Genomic DNA, 17589 nt, shown 5'->3' on the forward strand with positions numbered 1-17589 from the left:
TATTTCTTAAATCGCCTGATGGCGATAACGAGCTGACCAGCATGTTTAGTTGGTTGTGTATTAAGAAGCAGGTGTTTCCTTCTTATTATTCAGAAATACAAACTTGTTATCAAACATATCCAGTTTTATTTTACTGTCTTTATCAATTTTTCCAGCCAGTATTTCTTTAGATAGCTCATTCAACACACGTTTCTGAATGACTCTTTTTAAAGGACGGGCCCCAAACTGCGGATCATAACCCAGTTCTGCCAGCCAGTCCAATGCTTCAGGGGTCGCTTCAATTTCAACACCCATTTCAGCAAGTGTATCCTGAACATGTCTGAACTGTAGTTCTGCGATATTTCTTACCTCACTACGGTTTAAAGGAGTAAACATGATCAATTCATCAATCCTGTTCAGGAACTCAGGTCTGATCGTCTGCTTCAATAATTCAAACAGTTCATTCTTGGTTTTCGCAATCACCTCATCTCTATTTGCATCATCCAGCTCCTTAAAGTTCTCTTGTATCAAATGAGAACCAATATTAGAAGTCATGATGATAATCGTATTCTTGAAGTTAACGAGTCTTCCTTTATTATCTGTTAAACGTCCGTCATCGAGTACTTGCAGTAAAATGTTAAACACATCAGGGTGTGCTTTTTCAATTTCATCCAGCAATACAACCGAGTAAGGTTTACGGCGAACAGCTTCAGTAAGCTGGCCACCTTCATCATAACCCACATATCCCGGAGGCGCCCCAATTAACCTGGAAACAGAATGTCTTTCCTGATATTCACTCATATCAATTCTTGTTAACGCGTTATCATCGTTGAACAGGAATTCTGCCAGTGCTTTAGCTAACTCTGTTTTACCGACACCGGTTGTACCTAAGAAAATAAATGACCCAATAGGCTTACGTTTATCCTGTAAACCAGCACGGGAGCGGCGTATGGCATCAGATATGGCTTCAATCGCTTCATCCTGTCCTGCTACACGTTTATGCAGCTCATCTTCCAGGTTTAAAAGTTTTTCACGCTCACTGGATACTAATTTCGTTACCGGAATTCCTGTCCAGCGGGCTACAACACCTGCAATATCATCAGCAGTAACTTCTTCTTTCAGCATACGGCCTTCACCCTGCTGACTTTCCAATACTACTTTTAATTTTTCTACTTTATCCTGCGCCTCTTTGATTTTACCATAACGGATCTCCGCAACCTTTCCGTAATCACCCGCACGTTCTGCCTGATCAGCTTCCAGTTTATAGTTTTCTATCTGCTCCAACTCGGTATTAATGCCGTCAACGACATCTTTCTCTCCTTGCCATTTTGCTTTCAGTTCATCCCGTTCAGCAGAAAGATTAGCGATTTCTTCTCCAAGAGATTTTACTTTTTTATCATCATTTTCTCTTCTGATTGCTTCTCTTTCAATTTCCAGCTGCATAATCTTACGATCCAGCTCATCTACATTTTCTGGTACACTGTCCATCTCTAAACGCAGTTTAGAAGCGGCTTCATCCATTAAGTCAATTGCTTTATCCGGAAGGAAACGGTCACTGATATAGCGTTGTGAGAGTTCGACTGCGGCAATAATTGCCTCATCACGGATTCTCACCTTATGGTGTGTTTCATATCTTTCTTTTAATCCTCTTAAAATAGAAATTGCATCCTGGGTATCAGGTTCATCAACGACTACTTTTTGGAAACGGCGTTCCAGCGCTTTATCTTTTTCCAGATATTTCTGATACTCGTTTAACGTTGTTGCTCCGATTGCACGCAATTCACCACGGGCTAATGCAGGTTTTAGAATATTTGCAGCATCCATTGCACCTTCACCACCACCAGCGCCTACAAGTGTATGTATCTCATCAATAAACAGGATGATATCACCTTCACTTTGCGTCACTTCTTTCACCACAGCTTTCAGACGTTCTTCAAATTCTCCTTTATATTTTGCACCAGCAATCAGTGACCCCATATCCAGTGAATACACTGTTTTTGTTTTCAGGTTTTCTGGTACATCACCTTTGATAATCCGGAAGGCAATACCTTCTGCGATGGCAGTTTTACCTACACCGGGCTCACCAATTAAAATCGGGTTATTTTTAGTCCTTCTGGAAAGAATTTGAATCACACGGCGAATTTCTTCATCACGGCCGATTACAGGATCGAGTTTTCCGGATTCTGCATATTCATTTAAGTTCCTTGCGTATTTATTTAAAGCATTATAACTTGCTTCAGCATTCTGATCAGTTACTCTGTTGTCACCACGCAAAGCAGCAATAGCTTTTTTGAGGTCTTTTTCAGTTACACCCTGATCTTTTAAAAGTTTAGAGGTATTATCATTGACAGATAAGATACCCAGTAAAAGATGTTCTACTGAGACAAATTCATCCTTAAATTCTTTCAGATAAGTCTGCGCTTTTTGAAGGGCCGAATTTGCACCAGAGGATAAATATCCATTGCTGCCACTTACCTTAGGGAATTTTGCAATCTGCTCATCCAAATTTATGTTGAGCGTATTTAAATTAACATTTAGCTTCTTTAAAACATAAGAAACTACATTTTCATCAACAGTAAGCAACCCTTTTAGCAAATGGGCCGTTTCAATAGCCTGTTGCTGATTGCCCTGGGCTATTTCGGAAGCCTGTTGAACTGCTTCCTGGGCTTTTATAGTAAAGTTGTTGAAGTTCATGCAAATGTCCGAACAAAATAAATGCCATAGTACAGGATCTGTGAAGTTCGGAAATTATGTCGCTAAAAGATATTTATTACTGAATAAATGACTGGTTTTTAACGTTTTGTACTGAATTTTTGTCTGATTTTAAAAATAATTGCGATGTGTTTTCTGATTTGTCTGCAATTTGGAAGGACAGACCAGTATTCAGGAAACATAGTGAATTTAAATTTTGAATGAGTTTCTTTGCATCAGAATTATTACGAATACAAATAAAAAAACGATACGAATACAATATAATGGAAAAAAACTTACTCAAAGGCGCCTTATTAGTAGGACTTGGTGCCTCAAGTTACGGTGCGTTGGCAACAGTGGTTAAGATGGCTTATGAGCATGGGTTCAATACTGCGGAGGTGACAACTTCTCAGTTTACAATTGGATTTACGGGAATGCTTTTATTAAATATATTAATCAAGAATAAATCAAAAGCAAAAGAAGATGCGCAGCAGGAGAAAGGATCAATTTTAAAATTAATGCTGGGTGGTACTTCTTTAGGGCTGACCAGTGTGTTTTATTATTTTGCAGTCAAATTTATTCCTGTATCTGTAGGGATTGTTTTATTAATGCAATCTGTTTGGATGGGGCTATTACTGGAAGCTGTACTGGATAAAAAAATGCCTTCACGCAGAAAAATAGTAGCGACCGTTATTGTTTTGATGGGAACGGCACTGGCCACCAATATCTTTTCGGATGTACATAATCTGGACTGGAGAGGGGTAGCCTGGGGATTGGCAGCTGGAACATCTTACACCATATCTTTATATTCTTCTAATAGTATCGCGACACATATGCGTCCTTTGAAAAGGAGTTTGTGGTTGCTTGCTGGTGGGTTAATTGCTATTATTCTGATTTTCTGTACAAATTCTTATTCGAATTTTAACTTCGGTATTTTCTGGCCATGGGGTTTATTTCTTGCTTTTTTCGGAACCATTCTTCCTCCGCTGCTTTTTACCAGTGGAATGCCGCATACCGGGATCAGCCTGGGAACAATTGTAGCTTCTGTAGAACTTCCGGTTTCAGTGATGTTCGCTTATATTTTGTTAAGGGAACCTGTTAATTTATTGCAATGGACTGGAATTTTGATGATCATTAGTGCCATTGTATTGATGAATGTACAGAATCTGAAAAAGAAACCTTTACACAGCTCTTAAGCTCCTCCGCAAAAAAAATATTATTCATTCTTAAAAGAAAGACTACGATTTGAAACGATTTACAATTGTGTTTTTCCTTCTTTTTTCATTTACTGCATTTGGACAGACCTTAACTGTTTGTTCGTGGAATTTAAAAGATTTTGGAAAATCAAAGACCGATATACAAATAGATTTTATAGCACAAACACTGAGAAATTGTGATGTAATAGCCATTCAGGAAGTGGTAGCCGGGCCGGGTGGGCCAATGGCGGTTGCGCGTTTAAGTGATGCGCTGAACCGTACAGGAACCAAGTGGGATTATACCATCAGCCATGGTACCTCGAGTGACAGATATAGCAAAGAACGTTATGCTTTTATCTGGAAAACCAGCAGAACCGGGAAAATAGGGGAGGCCTGGCTGGAGAAAAAATATAACCTTGAAATTACCAGGGAACCTTATTTCGCAAGGTTCAAACTCGGTAAAAAGCAGTTTACACTGGTCACCATGCATGCGATTCCAAAAGCAAAGCAACCAGAAACTGAGATTAAGTATTTAAAGTATCTGCCGGAAAATTACCCTTCTGATGTATTGATCTTTTGCGGTGATTTCAATTTACCAGAATCGCATTCGGTTTTTAATCCATTGAAGGGAATGGGATATCCACCTGCATTCACCAATCAAAAAACTTCATTAAAACAGAAATGTATCAATGGTAATTGTCTTGCTTCCGCTTATGATAACTTTTTCTATAATCAGGCGAAGATTAATTGTATCAATGCAGGCATCATTCCTTTTTATACAGCATTCGATGATCTGAAGGAAGCAAGAAGGGTTTCTGATCACGTGCCTGTGTTTATGAAGTTTTCGCTTTTGTAAAATAGAAGGATAGTCTAACATCGGTTAGTGATCTATGTTGGAAGGGTGTTGGAAGGGTCGTATACCCTTCCAACACCCTTCCAACATAGATCTCTTCTACATCTTTAACTTATCACGCTCAATTGACCGATTAATGTTATTACTTTGTAACAAAATCTGTTTAAATGAATAAAGTTACGCCTAAGATCGATCAGGATATTAAAGTTACAGTTGATGCCATTGTTTTTGGATATAATCAGGAAAACGGTATCTCTGTACTGCTGATTAAGCGTAAAATCGAACCTTTTCTAAATGAGTGGGCACTTCCAGGTGGATTTGTGCTGAATCATGAAACGCTGGAAGAAGCAGTGGAAAGGGAATTACTCGAAGAAGCAGGGGTCTCTATAAATTATCTCGAACAACTCTTCACTTTCGGCAAACCATCACGTGACCCGCGGATGCGCATTATTTCTGTAGCTTATTTTGGTTTGGTTAAATCTTCAGACTTCAGCTTGTTTGCTTCCACAGATGCGTCTGAAGCGGCCTGGTTTAATATCTATGATCTTCCACCATTAGCTTTTGATCATAAAGAAGTGGTTGAAAAAGCTATTGCCCGTTTAAGAGCAAAAATCACCTATGAGCCAATCGGCTTTGAACTGCTAGATCCTAAATTTCTTTTCTCTAACCTGGAACAATTATATATGGAATTGTTAGGCCATGATATTGACCGCCGCAATTTTAAACGTAAAGTAATGTCTTTAGGCCTGGTTATTGAACTGGATGAAAAGGCCCCGGCTTTAAGTGCCGGACGGCCAGGAAAACTTTACTCTTTTGACAAAGAAAAATATAAGCAGCTTAAAGTTAATGGTTTCGATCTCAATAAACTCCTTTAATATCAGTTGTTTATGAGTTTTTAATTTAATTTGTGTTAAAATAACGCAAATTAAATTTGCATAAGAAATAATAAAGACTTTAATTTGTGTCATTATAACGCAAATAGATATGAAAGTATTAAATTTATCAACCGGATTTAAACCCTTCAATTCCTCTTTAGAGGAAATAGATGCTAAAAGCTTTTTATTTAGCGGTGGGGAAGTACACATCAAGTTACAAGGTAAGGCAGAAGAAGTGATGATTTCTGCGAGACTTAATAATTCTGATGACGTCATGAAGTTGTTGCTTGCTGTGGATGCATTACGCCGCAACGGCAGTAAAAATATCAGCGTATTGATTCCCTATTTGCCTTATGCCCGTCAGGATAGGGTAATGGTAGGAGGTGAGCCTTTATCAATTAAGGTGATGTGTAACCTGATTAACAGCTGCGGCTTTGATAAGGTGTATATCTTTGATGTACACTCAGAAGTATCTCTTGCCTTACTGGACAATTGTGAACTGATCACTAATTCAAGTCTGGCTAAAAAAGTACTTCATAACCATAGTGACTACCTGCTGGTTTCTCCTGATGCTGGTGCACTGAAAAAAATCTATAAACTAGCCGAAGCTTTACAATACACCAGTGATATCATTTTATGTAATAAAGTTAGAGATGTCAGCAACGGAAAAATCAAACAGATCACAGTTGATCAGGATGACCTTGGTGGTAAAGCTTGTTTTATCATAGATGACATTTGTGATGGTGGTGCCACTTTTATAGGGGTAGCTAAAGAATTAAAGAAACGCAATGCTGGTAAAGTCAGCCTGATTGTTTCTCATGGTATTATGTCTCATGGAGAAACGGAGCTTGCGGAGTGGATAGATCATATCTATACAACAGACTCTATTAAAGATAGTGAATCAACATTGATCAGCAGAATTCCATTAGCTGATCTGATCGAATTATAACTTAAAGAAATTAAAGATGAATAATATCCTCTTACAAACCGATGTTTACAAAATGGGCCATATGGAGCAATATGCTCCAGGATGTAATAAAGTATATTCTTATTTGACTGCAAGAAGTGATAAGAATTTTAATGAAACCGTGTTTTTCGGACTTCAATATTATATCAAACAATATCTGTCTGAACCAATTACCAAAGAAATGGGTGAGGAGTTTCTGACTTACCGCAAACTGATTTTGGGAAGCAATTCTCCAGAAGTAGAAAGTAAAATCAGGGCGCTGTGTGCATTAGGTTACTTGCCAATAGAAATTAAAGCCGTTGAAGAAGGTACGATTATGCCTGTTCAAAATGTGCTGATGACGATCACTAATACGCATCCTGATTTTTATTGGGTAGTTGGATTTATGGAAAGTTTACTGCTAAAATTATGGTACACAATTACCGTGGCTACTTGCAGCCATCAGTACCGTAAAATTGTAACGCGTTATTTCAATGAAACCGATGAGGTTGAAATGGAAGGTGCAAAAGATTTCCAGGTGCATGATTTTGGATACCGTGGAGACGCTTCAGAAGAAGGTGCAGCAATTAGTGGGGTTGCACATTTATTATCGTTCCTGGGCAGCGATAATGTACCTGCTTTGCCTTGTGCGGTTGAATATTATAACGCTGATATCAATGGGGCTCCGATTATGCTTTCTGTACCAGCCAGTGAACACAGTGTAATGTGCTCTTTTGGCAGAGAAGATGAAATTGGTGCTTTCCGTCATATGCTGGAGTTATATCCAACAGGAATTGTATCTATTGTTTCTGATACTTTTGATGTTTATAAAGTATTAACGGAATTTGCTGAAATCCTGAAAGAAGATATTCTGAAAAGAGATGGTAAAGTTGTCTTCAGACCAGATAGTGGAAATCCTGAATACATTATTTGTGGAAATCCTGAGGCAGAACCTGGAACTAATGAGTGGAAAGGTGCCATTCGTTTATTGGATGAAAAATTTGGTTCTTCTTTAAATAGCAAGGGATACAAAGTCTTAAATCCAAAAGTAGGGTTGATTTATGGTGATGGGATGTATCTGGAAAGATATATCAGAACGCTTGACCGTTTAAAAGAGATGGGCTATGCGGCCAGTAACCTGGTTATTGGTGTCGGTGGTATTTTGAGAAACCATAGCCGTGATACTTTAGGTTTCGCTATCAAAGCAACTTATGTAGAAGTTGACGGGGAACCAAGAGAAATTGAGAAAGATCCGATCACTGACCATAAAAAGAAATCGTTGAAAGGAATGCTTTGCCTGAAAAAAGAAGGTAATGAATATCTGACTAAGGATCAGTGCAGCGCAGCCGAAGAAGCTGATTCTTTATTGCAGGTGGTATACAGAGATGGTAAATTGATGAAAGAAACCAGTTTAGCTGCGATAAGAGAACTGGTTAAAGCACAAGAAGAGGTTTTAACCGGTCAATTATAATCTGCTATTACATAAAAAAGAGCAAATAACTTATTCAGCTATTTGCTCTTTCTGTAACATCCCATGAACTCAATGGGATGTTTTTATTTTAATATCTCGCTTAAACGTTCAGTCTGATGATCTGCAAGTTTCTTTAAAGGCCCCGCAGCCAGCATTTTCATCATCATATTCAGGTCTGCTGAAATGATATGTGTAGCTGTTGTTGTACCATCACCATTATCCGCAACTGTCCATTTCAATTCTAAGTCGAAAGGAGCTTTCTCAGAAGGAATTGCAATCAATTCCTGATTTTCCACTCTGCTGGAAATCTTAATTGCCAGCTTAGCCATATTTTGAATGGTAAAACTAGCATCGTCTGCTGTAGAAGTCCAGTTGTAAATGTTTTCAGGCATTAACTGCTGATGATTGTTCATATCGGCTAAAAAAGCGTAAACTTTAGCTACCGGTTGGTTTACTGTGGTGGCACTTTCAATAACGGTCATTTTATACTGGATTTTGGTCAAAATTCTGTCCCCACTCTGATGGGTTTCTGCGCCATTGGTTAAGGATATCCACATCACTTTGTGCGATAAAACTATTCTCGGCAGCGTACTGTATCAAGGTATTGTAGTTAGATAACGTTGCAAAACGACATTTAGCCTCTTTAAAGTTTTCTTCCGCTATGTCAAAGCCATAGGTGAAGATAGAAACTAAACCTGCAACAGACAAACCAGCATTTTTTAATGCATGTACCGCCTGTAAACTACTTTTACCAGTAGAAACTAAATCTTCTACTACAACTACGCGCTGACCTTCAATGATTTCTCCTTCAATCAGGCTACCCGTTCCATGTTCTTTAGCTTTAGCTCTTACATAAACAAATGGTAATCCTAATTCCTGAGCAACTAATACACCCTGAGGAATACCAGCAGTTGCAACTCCGGCAATTACATCAACAGAACCAAATTCTTCCTGTATCAACTGCGTAAGTTTCTGTCTGATGTATGTTCGAACTGACGGATGGGAGAGCGTTATCCTATTATCACAATAAATTGGGGATTTCCAACCTGAAGCCCATGTGAAAGGGTTATTCGGTTGTAATTTTATTGCTTTAATTTGAAGTAAAAATTCAGCTACCTTTAATTCAATATCACTTTTATTATACATGTTCCAAAATTACTCAAAATAATACCTTTATTCCATAAAGGATTTGTCCTTTTTTTGCCACCGATTGATAATCAATGTGATAATTAGAAACCAGTGGGATTAAAACTAAATAATATTCGATTCCTCTTTGTATCGTACATAATTTTTATACTTTTATTTCATAAATAAGCACACCTAACCAGCTTTTGAAAGCTGACATACTAACGATCATACCAATGAAAAATTACACCATTTACATAAACGATAATACACTGCTAATTGCGAACAAAGTGCCTTCGCACACGGAACCTGTTGAGCTTGTGGAGGAAAACGGATTTAACTTTGAAACTTTCTATGAAGGATTGAGTAAGTTATCCGCAAAACAGTATGTACTGGTTACTGCTGATCCAAAATCACTTTTTAAACAAATGAAAGCTGGCTTAACGGTCATTAAAGCAGCTGGTGGCCTGGTGATGAATGCAAAGGATGAATACCTGTTTATTTTTAGAAATAAAAAGTGGGACTTGCCAAAAGGTAAAGTTGAAAAGGGAGAGGGTATTAAAGATGCCGGAAGACGTGAAGTTGAAGAAGAATGCGGCGTAAAAATCAATACTAACGATGAAAGATTATGCAAAACCTATCATGTTTATGAAATGGGGACCAGGTTAGTCCTGAAAAGAACCAACTGGTATAGCATGACGGTCAAAGGAAGCCCTAAATTGATCCCGCAAAAAGAAGAAGGCATTACTAAAGCAGAATGGCTTACCGCAGCTGACCTTAAACCAGTGCTGAAAAATACTTATCCTTCTATCATTGACGTGCTGAAAGCAGGTAAATTGATCAAAGAGAAAGTATCTAAAGAAAAAATAAAGCTTCCTTAGGAAGAAAAGGCGTTACATCACCATGGTTCCGGAGAATATCCCGGACTATGGTGGAGCTAATGGCCGAATACTCAGGCTTACTCAAAATAAAGATCGTTTCCATTTCTGGCATCATTGTCTGGTTAATCTGCGCAATTGCCCTTTCATATTCAAAATCACCTACAGAACGGATTCCACGAATCATATACGAAGCATTGATTTTTCTGCAAAAATCAACTGTTAAGCCTTCATAAGATTGAACTTCAATATTGTCATAATCTGCAAATACGGCTTTTACGATTTCTTCGCGCACCTGTCCCGATAAAAAGCTTTGTTTAGAACTGTTCAGCCCTATACCCACAACTACTTTATCAAATAATGGTAATGCACGCTTTAAAATATCAGCATGTGCGATGGTTAATGGGTCAAATGATCCCGGGAACAGGGCTATTTTCATAGTCTACGGTGTATAGTTAAAAAAGCTGAAAGAAGAATTACCATAACGGCGTGTCTCTTTATAGCCTGGCTGATCTTTTAATTTTAACAAAGAAGGGTGTTCTACAACTAGTAATCCGTTTTCGGTCAATAACTTATTTTTCGCAACCAATTGTGGAATAAGTGGGATATTCGTCAAATCATAAGGCGGATCTGCAAATATGATCTGATAACTTTTAGTATGCTGTTCCAGGAATTTGAATACATCTGCCTTTTGCAGCGTAATTTCATTCAGCTCATATTTTTCAATAACTGATTTAAGCCAGAAGATACAACCGGAATGCTTATCGACAGCCGTTACTTCTTTTATCCCGCGTGAAGCGAATTCAATACTGATGTTCCCTGTGCCGCTAAATAAATCCAGGACACTGCAACTGTCAAAATCGTAAGTATTATATAAAATATTGAAAAGGGCCTCTTTAGCCATATCTGTAGTAGGTCTTACAGGAAGACTGGCAGGCGCATTCATGCGGATACCTTTTAATTTACCGCCAATTATACGCATAAGTCCAGAGCTAATAAGCTGCTGTAATAGTGAGCAGGCATATCATCTAAGATAGCATGATCAATATCATTAGCAGGAGGAAGGTTAAAATGAATGTGATTGAAATATTTATGCAGACAGGTATGGTAACCATCGTTCTGATGAATAATTCCACTGATTAATACAGGTGTAGTTGCCGGATCTAACTTTAATTCCTGAATCAGCAGAACCAGGTAATAGTTAAATTCTTCTGCATTCTCCATCTGATAGGTATTCTGGAAGCGCATCTTGCCTTCATCCAGTAATAAAGCATTAAAAGAACCAACTGTGAAGTCGAGTAATAAAGAAGTACCTTCTACACTGGTTGCCAATGCCAGAACCGGTGCATTCTGCTCATAACGTGCAGCGCTGGCCAGGAAGGTGTTTAAAGTTTGCTCAGTGAATTTCTCCAGGTTAAACACCGAAGTGAAGCCAAAGCGCGCAAAAGCACGTGTATATAAAGTACCTGATTGATCTTCGCTGAAAAAGTTAGCGTAGGTATTCAGATCGTGTTTACAGAAAAATTCATTCGGAACAGCAATAGTATTTGGCGTATATACAGAAACCTTGATTTCCCTGAATGGTAACTTAAGGTAACTATCATTTTTTAAAATAGCGGCCAGATCAGTGGTGATGTCTTCACACTCCTGCTGATCAAATACGGCTTTTAACTGCTTGCTGTTTTTATCAATTATGGCATATGAAAAACTATCGCCGGTAATTTTCAACAACAAATTACAGGCTGAGGCAGTATTAGGATCAAATTCCGGATCCACTAATAAAATGCTGTTTTTACTATTGTTCATCTTAGCAAAATTAATTCTTTTTTCTATAACCACACCATTGCATATTTGTAAAATGGATAAAGCCTCAATAATTGCCCAGTCTTACCAATTTCAACCCACTGCTGAACAGTTTGTTTTTTGCCAGCAAATGGCTGATTTTTTGTCTGGAGAGCTGGATAACAGGTGTTTCATCCTCAGAGGATATGCCGGTACTGGTAAAACTACATCGGTTGCTGCACTGGTAAAGGTTTTGCCGAAATTTAAGCTCAGATCGGTTTTACTCGCTCCAACGGGGCGTGCTGCGAAGGTGATGACCAGTTATTCGGGCAGAACAGCCTTAACTATTCACAAAAAAATATATAGAAAAAGGTCTGCGGTAGGGCTGGATATGTCATTTCAACTGGCGCCAAATCTTGCAGAAAATACTTTGTTTATTATTGATGAGGCTTCAATGATTGCCGATGAATGGAATACCCAGAATGGATCTTCTTTTTTGAAAGATGTAATGGAGTTTATCTACAATGGTAAAAATTGCGCTGTACTATTTGTTGGTGATACTGCACAGCTGCCCCCGGTAGGTAGCCTGGAATCCCCGGCATTGAATAAAGAGTATGTCGCTCAGAATTTTGGATTAAGGGTCACAGAAACGGAATTGAGAGAGGTGGTAAGGCAAGGAAGAGAATCCGGAATATTGGCGAATGCTTCCATGCTGCGGGATCTGATCAATACCCATATTGAAAATATAGCAGAAGGAAATGGAGAGGAGAAAGTAGCCTTACCACAATTTTTCACGAAAGGATATAAAGATATTTTCAGGATGACAGGAGTGAAACTTGTCGAAGGATTGGAATATGCCTACAGGAAATTCGATATCGAAAATTCTCTGGTAGTTTGCCGTTCTAATAAATCTGCGAATGTTTACAACCAGCAAATCAGAGCAAGATTATTATATCGTGAAGAAGAGCTGACTGGCGGAGATCAGATCATGGTTGTCCGGAATAACTATTTCTGGTTGCCGGATAATGAATCGACTTCTTTTATCGCCAATGGTGATATGGCCAGAATTGTGAGAGTAAGGAACGAAGAAGAACGGTATGGTTTCAGGTTTTCTGAAGTACAGCTTGAATTCCTGGATTACCCCGAAGCAGGCCAGGTTACTTGTAAGGTCATGCTGGATACCTTACAGGCAGAAACGCCTAATTTACCTTATGAAGACAGCAAAAAGTTATTTGAAGGTTTAGTAGAAGATTATGAGCATATTACAAATAAGCGGGAGCGGATGCTGGCGATTAAAGAAGACCCATATTATAACGCGCTGCAAATTAAGTTTGCGTATGCAGTAACCTGCCATAAAGCACAGGGTGGTCAATGGGATGCAGTATTTGTAGACCAGGGATACCTGACCGACGAAATGGTAGATCTTGAGTTTCTGCGCTGGTTATATACTGCCATTACCAGGGCTAAACAGGAATTGTTCCTGGTTAACTTTGCGCAGAACTTATTTAGAGATCCATCCGAAGAGCAGTACTAAATATCAGCAAACAGCTTAGTGTTTTCCGTCTTCAGTGTGAGCAGCTTTTCTAAGAAAAGAAAAGTAAATTGCCGTAGTCGCTATAATTACGCATAAAGCAAGAACAATGAAAGTAACTTCTGTCGTTCCTAAACGTTCCGTATGTGCTGAAATCTCGTGATTTTCTAAAACTGTGGAAATAGTCATATTGTTTTTTTTTGTGAAGGTAATAAATATAAATTATTACCCCGCCATAAATAATGCAATATGGGTATCGCAGCGAACAGGTTGGGCAATAAAATCAACGGTATGTGGCTGATTACGATTTAGTTCACTATACCCAATTTTTCCTCTATTGCTTTTCCAATTGGTGCAATCGGTAAGGTTACTGACTTGTTTGTTTGTAACAAAACTCTCCATTCTCCGGTATATCGTCTTCTTGTAATCTCAAATGAGCCCTTTGGATGTACGATTTTGTAAAGATTGATGGTTGCTATTGGATGTAATATACTGTAAACATCGTCTTCGATATTAATTTTTAAACTTCTCATACGTGGTTGTTAATAAATTGATTCCCATTGATATACGCAGGAACCTTGCCATGATCAGATATCTTAACATGACTGCTACAGGATATTAGTATTAATTTACGCATTTTTGTTACCTATGTTTTTAAGAAAAAATGATTTAGCATAACAACATCACTCAACCGCGTAAATCATTTATAAAACTATAAAGATAAATTGGAATTTTATCAAATGTGATCAACCTATGAATAAGAAATTATACTTTTTTCTTTTGCTCTTATCAAACCTTGTTTTTATCCAGGGTTATGCTCAAAATCAAAAATCTTTTAAAGTTATCCCATTGGGTACCAAGGGTGGACTGGATGAAAGTAATTTATCAGCTTATCTGATTGCACCAATAGGAAGCGAGAACTTTATTGCTGCCGATGCCGGAACAATAAGACACGGATTAGATGTAGCGATCAGCAATCAATTATTTAAAGGGCCTGCCGGTGAGGTCCTGAAAAATAACATTAAAGGTTACCTGGTCTCACATGCACATCTGGATCATATTGCCGGATTGATCATGAACTCTCCTGATGACTCAAAAAAGAATATTTACGCTTTTCCATCTGTTATTGAAGTATTAAGAGACAAGTATTTTACGTGGAAAGCCTGGGCTAACTTTGCGAACGAAGGGGAGATGCCGCGTTTGAGTAAATATACTTATGTACCACTTGAAGCGCAGGTAAAGAAAGAACTGACGGGTACAGAAATGCAGGTGACAGCTTTTCCTTTGAGCCATGGGCCTGGTTATGAAAGTACAGCTTTTTTAATCGGCCATCAGGAGAGTTCTTTATTATACCTGGGGGATACAGGAGCAGATGAAATAGAGAAAAACACGCAATTAGAGAAGCTTTGGAAACAAGTAGCCCCACTGATTCTAAAGAACCAGTTAAAAGCAATATTCATTGAAACATCTTTTTCTGATAAGCAGCCTGAAGATCAATTATTCGGGCATTTAACACCACGTTTGCTGATGGTAGAGTTAACCAAGCTGAGTAAACTCACCGGAGTTGAAGCTTTGCAAAAAGTTTCCATTGTGATTACGCACATTAAAGCATGGGATAAAGAAGAAGCATACCTGGTCAATGAACTGAAACAGAAAAATCAACTGGGGCTGAAGCTTGTTTTTCCGGAACAGGGAAAATACCTGGAGTTTTAATGGTTTCTTCCGCGTTCATCTTCGTTGCCTGTCTCCCGGTTTTTGGCAGGTTTACTTCCAAAACGATAACTCATGCTTAACTGTGCATAACGGTTAATTTGAAAGTTGGTAAACTGCTGTTTGATCCCATTGACATCAGTGGTGAAGGATGTCGCACTGCTTCTGAAAATATCATTGACATTGAAGGTTATATTCAGGTTCTTTTTTAATGCGAGGGCAGTTATGCCCAGATCTAGTTTATAAGAAGTTCCTGATCTGCCGATATGATCAATTTCAGGGAACTGATACCAGAAGCTGGCTGCTATAGCAAAGGTTTTCTCTATATTCAAATAGAAGGTATTATTACTGGCGAGATACAGACCATAACCTCTGATATTTTTGAAGCTGCTATTGCTGGAATTCGCATTGGTATGATAAAATGTAGCCTGGTTATTATTATCCAGCCAGCTGAAAAGTTTTAAAGAATAACTCTCAGCAATACCGTATCTATAAGTTTTAATGAAGTTTAATGGCGTGGTATAAACCAGATTTGTATCCGGCCTTGCAATCGTGACATTTGTAAATCCGTTGTCGGTTACATTTAAAAATAAAGAAGTGGTCAGATTGCTTTTATAGGTATGGGCGAGTTCGAAATTATTATTGTATTCTGGTTGTAAATAAGGATTACCCTGTCCATAACTATAAGCCGTAAATAACGACTTAAACGGATTAAGGCTCCAGAAGGAAGGCCTGTTGATCCGTCTGCCAAGCGTGAAAGAGAAACTATCATCTTTATCCGCTTGATAAGCAATTAATAAAGAAGGGAACAGCTTAACATAACTGTTGTTTGTCGTTTGATTAATTGTATAGGAATAACCTTTGGTTTGCGTAAATTCAGTCCTCAGACCACCCTGATACCTCCATTTACCCATTTCTTTATTCAGACTGGCATACAAGGATTGCGTGTTTTCTGTATAATCAAATTCATTACTCAGGTTTGTATTATAAACCAAATCATTTGTATTCATCTTATTATAATAAAAAGCATTGCTATAGTTATCAATAAAGCTCAGTTTACCACCAAAAGATAATAAGCCATAGTGAGTTGGTAATTCGGCGTCGGCCTTAAAAGTATAAATGTTGATATTTTGCTTATTTGTATCATAATACCGGGTATTGTTTGCTGCATTGGATTGCCCTGGTAAATAACCACTGCTTTCAAAGTCAGAACGATCTGTGCGGTAATAGTTATAATAATCTGCATTTAAGGAAAGCTTTTTTCCGGTGGTATCAAAATTCACAATGGTGTGCATATTAATTGAATTGCTCAAAGCAACAGGATGATAAGTCGCATAGGTTTTTAAGGTTGAATCCAACTTCCCGGAGTTGTTATATATCGGATTGTTCACGTGGTCGGAGCCATCATAAACACCGCGTCCGCCAAGATAAGATAGTCCGATAGTTGTTTTAGGACTCAGTTTATAATCGGCTCCGGCAATTACATTAATATTATGATAAGTGTAATCTCCGGTATCGGTTTGTAACCAGGTTTGTTTGGGATAATACAAGTCGGTTTGAAACCCTTCCAGATGATGATCCTTATCCAGATTCACACTACTGTAAACGGAGAGCTTTTCTGAATTATAGTTCAGATTAGCGCTACCATTCAATGCATAGAAATTACTTGTTCCATAAATAGTTTTCTGGTCATGTATCCAGTGTTTACCATTCAATTGTATGTTTCCTGAATAACCTTGTTTCTTGCTTTGTTTAGTCACAATATTAATCAGGCCAGCATTGCCGTCTGCGTCGAAGTTTGCAGAAGGATTTTTAATCAGCTCTATTTTTGAAATCTGATTGGCAGACATTGATTTCAAATACCGCATCAGATCTAAGCCCGCAAGCTGAATAACTTGTCCATTGATCATTACTTTTAACTGTCCTTTACCCGCACTGGAGATTTCGTTATTGCTGACTTTTACACATGGGATCTGACTGACTGCCGTTAATCCATCGGTTCCGGTAGCAGTAACACTGCTCGAAACATTATAGGTCAGTTTCTCGGTATTATTAATTAAAGCAGCAGGTTTACCAGAACTAATGGCCACTTCATTCAATTGATTATTTAAAGATTGTAACACTATTTTTATAGCGGTGTCGGCAGAAATAAAAAGGTCAATACTGTTTTTTTGAAAACCAATATAATTCGAACTCAGCTGATATTTACCTTTCTTTAAATTCCTGAAAATGAAAATGCCTGAACTATCAGCGGTTACAGTTTGGGTTTTTGAGCGGGTTAAATCTGATAAGATGGCCCCTGTGTAAGGTAGAGGGAGATTTTGCTGGTCATTTACAGTACCTGTAAGTTTATATTGAGCGAAAAGACTGCCATTTAAAAGCAGGAGTAACGTAGCGGTAAGTATAGATTTCAAGAGGTTATATATTTGGATCGGTGAGCGAAAATTAAATATATAAAAAAACAGGAAATTAATTGTTTCTGCTGCCTTTTGATTTTATCATTAATGTAGAGGATTGTAAGATCGGAAACGGAGGGAGATGCTCAGAAATAT

Annotated in this window: 17 protein-coding genes; 8 read left to right on the plus strand and 9 right to left on the minus strand. The window is 38.1% G+C overall.

From position 1 onward, the window contains the following. Positions 1-60: 60 nt before the first annotated feature. Complete coding sequence (clpB, locus tag HDE70_RS00940; protein ID WP_183887468.1) at positions 61-2673, minus strand: ATP-dependent chaperone ClpB; 2613 nt, start codon at positions 2671-2673, stop codon at positions 61-63. Between the two features lie 281 nt (positions 2674-2954). On the opposite strand from clpB, the gene HDE70_RS00945 reads away from it, so the two are divergent. From HDE70_RS00945 to HDE70_RS00965, 5 genes are all read left to right on the plus strand, one after another. Continuing rightward, positions 2955-3866 carry a DMT family transporter gene (locus tag HDE70_RS00945; protein ID WP_183867527.1) on the plus strand — a complete coding sequence of 304 codons (912 nt, stop codon included), beginning with the start codon at positions 2955-2957 and terminating at the stop codon, positions 3864-3866. Between the two features lie 49 nt (positions 3867-3915). Further along, positions 3916-4722, plus strand: coding sequence for an endonuclease/exonuclease/phosphatase family protein (locus HDE70_RS00950; protein ID WP_183887470.1), 807 nt, complete (start codon positions 3916-3918; stop codon positions 4720-4722). A 164-nt stretch (positions 4723-4886) separates the two neighbouring features. Continuing rightward, positions 4887-5594: an NUDIX hydrolase gene (locus tag HDE70_RS00955; protein WP_183867529.1), complete on the plus strand. Its 708-nt coding sequence runs from the start codon at positions 4887-4889 to the stop codon at positions 5592-5594. 109 nt (positions 5595-5703) lie between these two features. Beyond that, positions 5704-6543: a ribose-phosphate diphosphokinase gene (gene prs, locus HDE70_RS00960; protein ID WP_183887472.1), complete on the plus strand. Its 840-nt coding sequence runs from the start codon at positions 5704-5706 to the stop codon at positions 6541-6543. A gap of 16 nt (positions 6544-6559) precedes the next feature. After that, positions 6560-8011, plus strand: a complete 1452-nt coding sequence (locus HDE70_RS00965) for a nicotinate phosphoribosyltransferase (protein WP_183887474.1) — start codon at positions 6560-6562, stop codon at positions 8009-8011. A gap of 83 nt (positions 8012-8094) precedes the next feature. Here HDE70_RS00965 and HDE70_RS00970 read toward each other — a convergent pair whose 3' ends face one another. Then, entirely contained in the window at positions 8095-8493 is a 399-nt protein-coding gene (locus tag HDE70_RS00970) for an SRPBCC family protein (RefSeq protein WP_183867532.1), read from the minus strand. 1 nt (position 8494) lies between these two features. After that, positions 8495-9157, minus strand: coding sequence for an orotate phosphoribosyltransferase (pyrE, locus tag HDE70_RS00975; protein WP_111632118.1), 663 nt, complete (start codon positions 9155-9157; stop codon positions 8495-8497). A 215-nt stretch (positions 9158-9372) separates the two neighbouring features. Here pyrE and HDE70_RS00980 point away from each other — a divergent pair, with 215 nt between their 5' ends. Next, positions 9373-10017, plus strand: coding sequence for an NUDIX hydrolase (locus HDE70_RS00980; RefSeq protein WP_183867533.1), 645 nt, complete (start codon positions 9373-9375; stop codon positions 10015-10017). Here HDE70_RS00980 and coaD read toward each other — a convergent pair. From coaD to HDE70_RS00995, 3 genes are read right to left on the minus strand one after another with little or no spacing between them, the layout of a single operon-like run. Next, positions 9992-10453, minus strand: a complete 462-nt coding sequence (gene coaD / locus HDE70_RS00985) for a pantetheine-phosphate adenylyltransferase (RefSeq protein ID WP_183867534.1) — start codon at positions 10451-10453, stop codon at positions 9992-9994. The two genes, HDE70_RS00980 and coaD, sit on opposite strands and share 26 nt — an antisense overlap. A gap of 3 nt (positions 10454-10456) precedes the next feature. Further along, the gene (locus tag HDE70_RS00990) at positions 10457-10996 is read right to left on the minus strand and encodes an RsmD family RNA methyltransferase (protein WP_068402444.1); all 540 of its coding nucleotides are present in this window, start codon (positions 10994-10996) and stop codon (positions 10457-10459) included. Then, positions 10987-11820 carry a DUF3822 family protein gene (locus HDE70_RS00995; protein ID WP_183867535.1) on the minus strand — a complete coding sequence of 278 codons (834 nt, stop codon included), beginning with the start codon at positions 11818-11820 and terminating at the stop codon, positions 10987-10989. Before HDE70_RS00995 ends, HDE70_RS00990 begins: the two co-directional genes overlap by 10 nt. A gap of 52 nt (positions 11821-11872) precedes the next feature. Between HDE70_RS00995 and HDE70_RS01000 the strand changes: the two genes are divergently transcribed. Further along, positions 11873-13330: an ATP-dependent RecD-like DNA helicase gene (locus HDE70_RS01000; protein ID WP_183867536.1), complete on the plus strand. Its 1458-nt coding sequence runs from the start codon at positions 11873-11875 to the stop codon at positions 13328-13330. A 15-nt stretch (positions 13331-13345) separates the two neighbouring features. Here HDE70_RS01000 and HDE70_RS01005 read toward each other — a convergent pair whose 3' ends face one another. After that, on the minus strand, positions 13346-13516 hold the full coding sequence (locus tag HDE70_RS01005) for a hypothetical protein (RefSeq protein ID WP_183867537.1): 171 nt from the start codon (positions 13514-13516) through the stop codon (positions 13346-13348). 119 nt (positions 13517-13635) lie between these two features. Then, a complete protein-coding gene (locus tag HDE70_RS01010; RefSeq protein WP_183867538.1) occupies positions 13636-13860 on the minus strand; it encodes a hypothetical protein in 225 nt (74 codons plus the stop codon). 220 nt (positions 13861-14080) lie between these two features. Here HDE70_RS01010 and HDE70_RS01015 point away from each other — a divergent pair, with 220 nt between their 5' ends. Next, entirely contained in the window at positions 14081-15040 is a 960-nt protein-coding gene (locus HDE70_RS01015) for an MBL fold metallo-hydrolase (RefSeq protein WP_183887476.1), read from the plus strand. Here the strand turns inward: HDE70_RS01015 and HDE70_RS01020 are convergent. Further along, positions 15037-17451 (minus strand): outer membrane beta-barrel family protein, encoded by a 2415-nt coding sequence (locus HDE70_RS01020; RefSeq protein ID WP_183887478.1) that lies wholly within the window; start codon positions 17449-17451, stop codon positions 15037-15039. The two genes, HDE70_RS01015 and HDE70_RS01020, sit on opposite strands and share 4 nt — an antisense overlap. Positions 17452-17589 lie beyond the last annotated feature (138 nt).

The sequence above is a fragment of the Pedobacter cryoconitis genome (genome assembly GCF_014200595.1).
Taxonomy (GTDB): Bacteria; Bacteroidota; Bacteroidia; order Sphingobacteriales; family Sphingobacteriaceae; genus Pedobacter; species Pedobacter cryoconitis_C.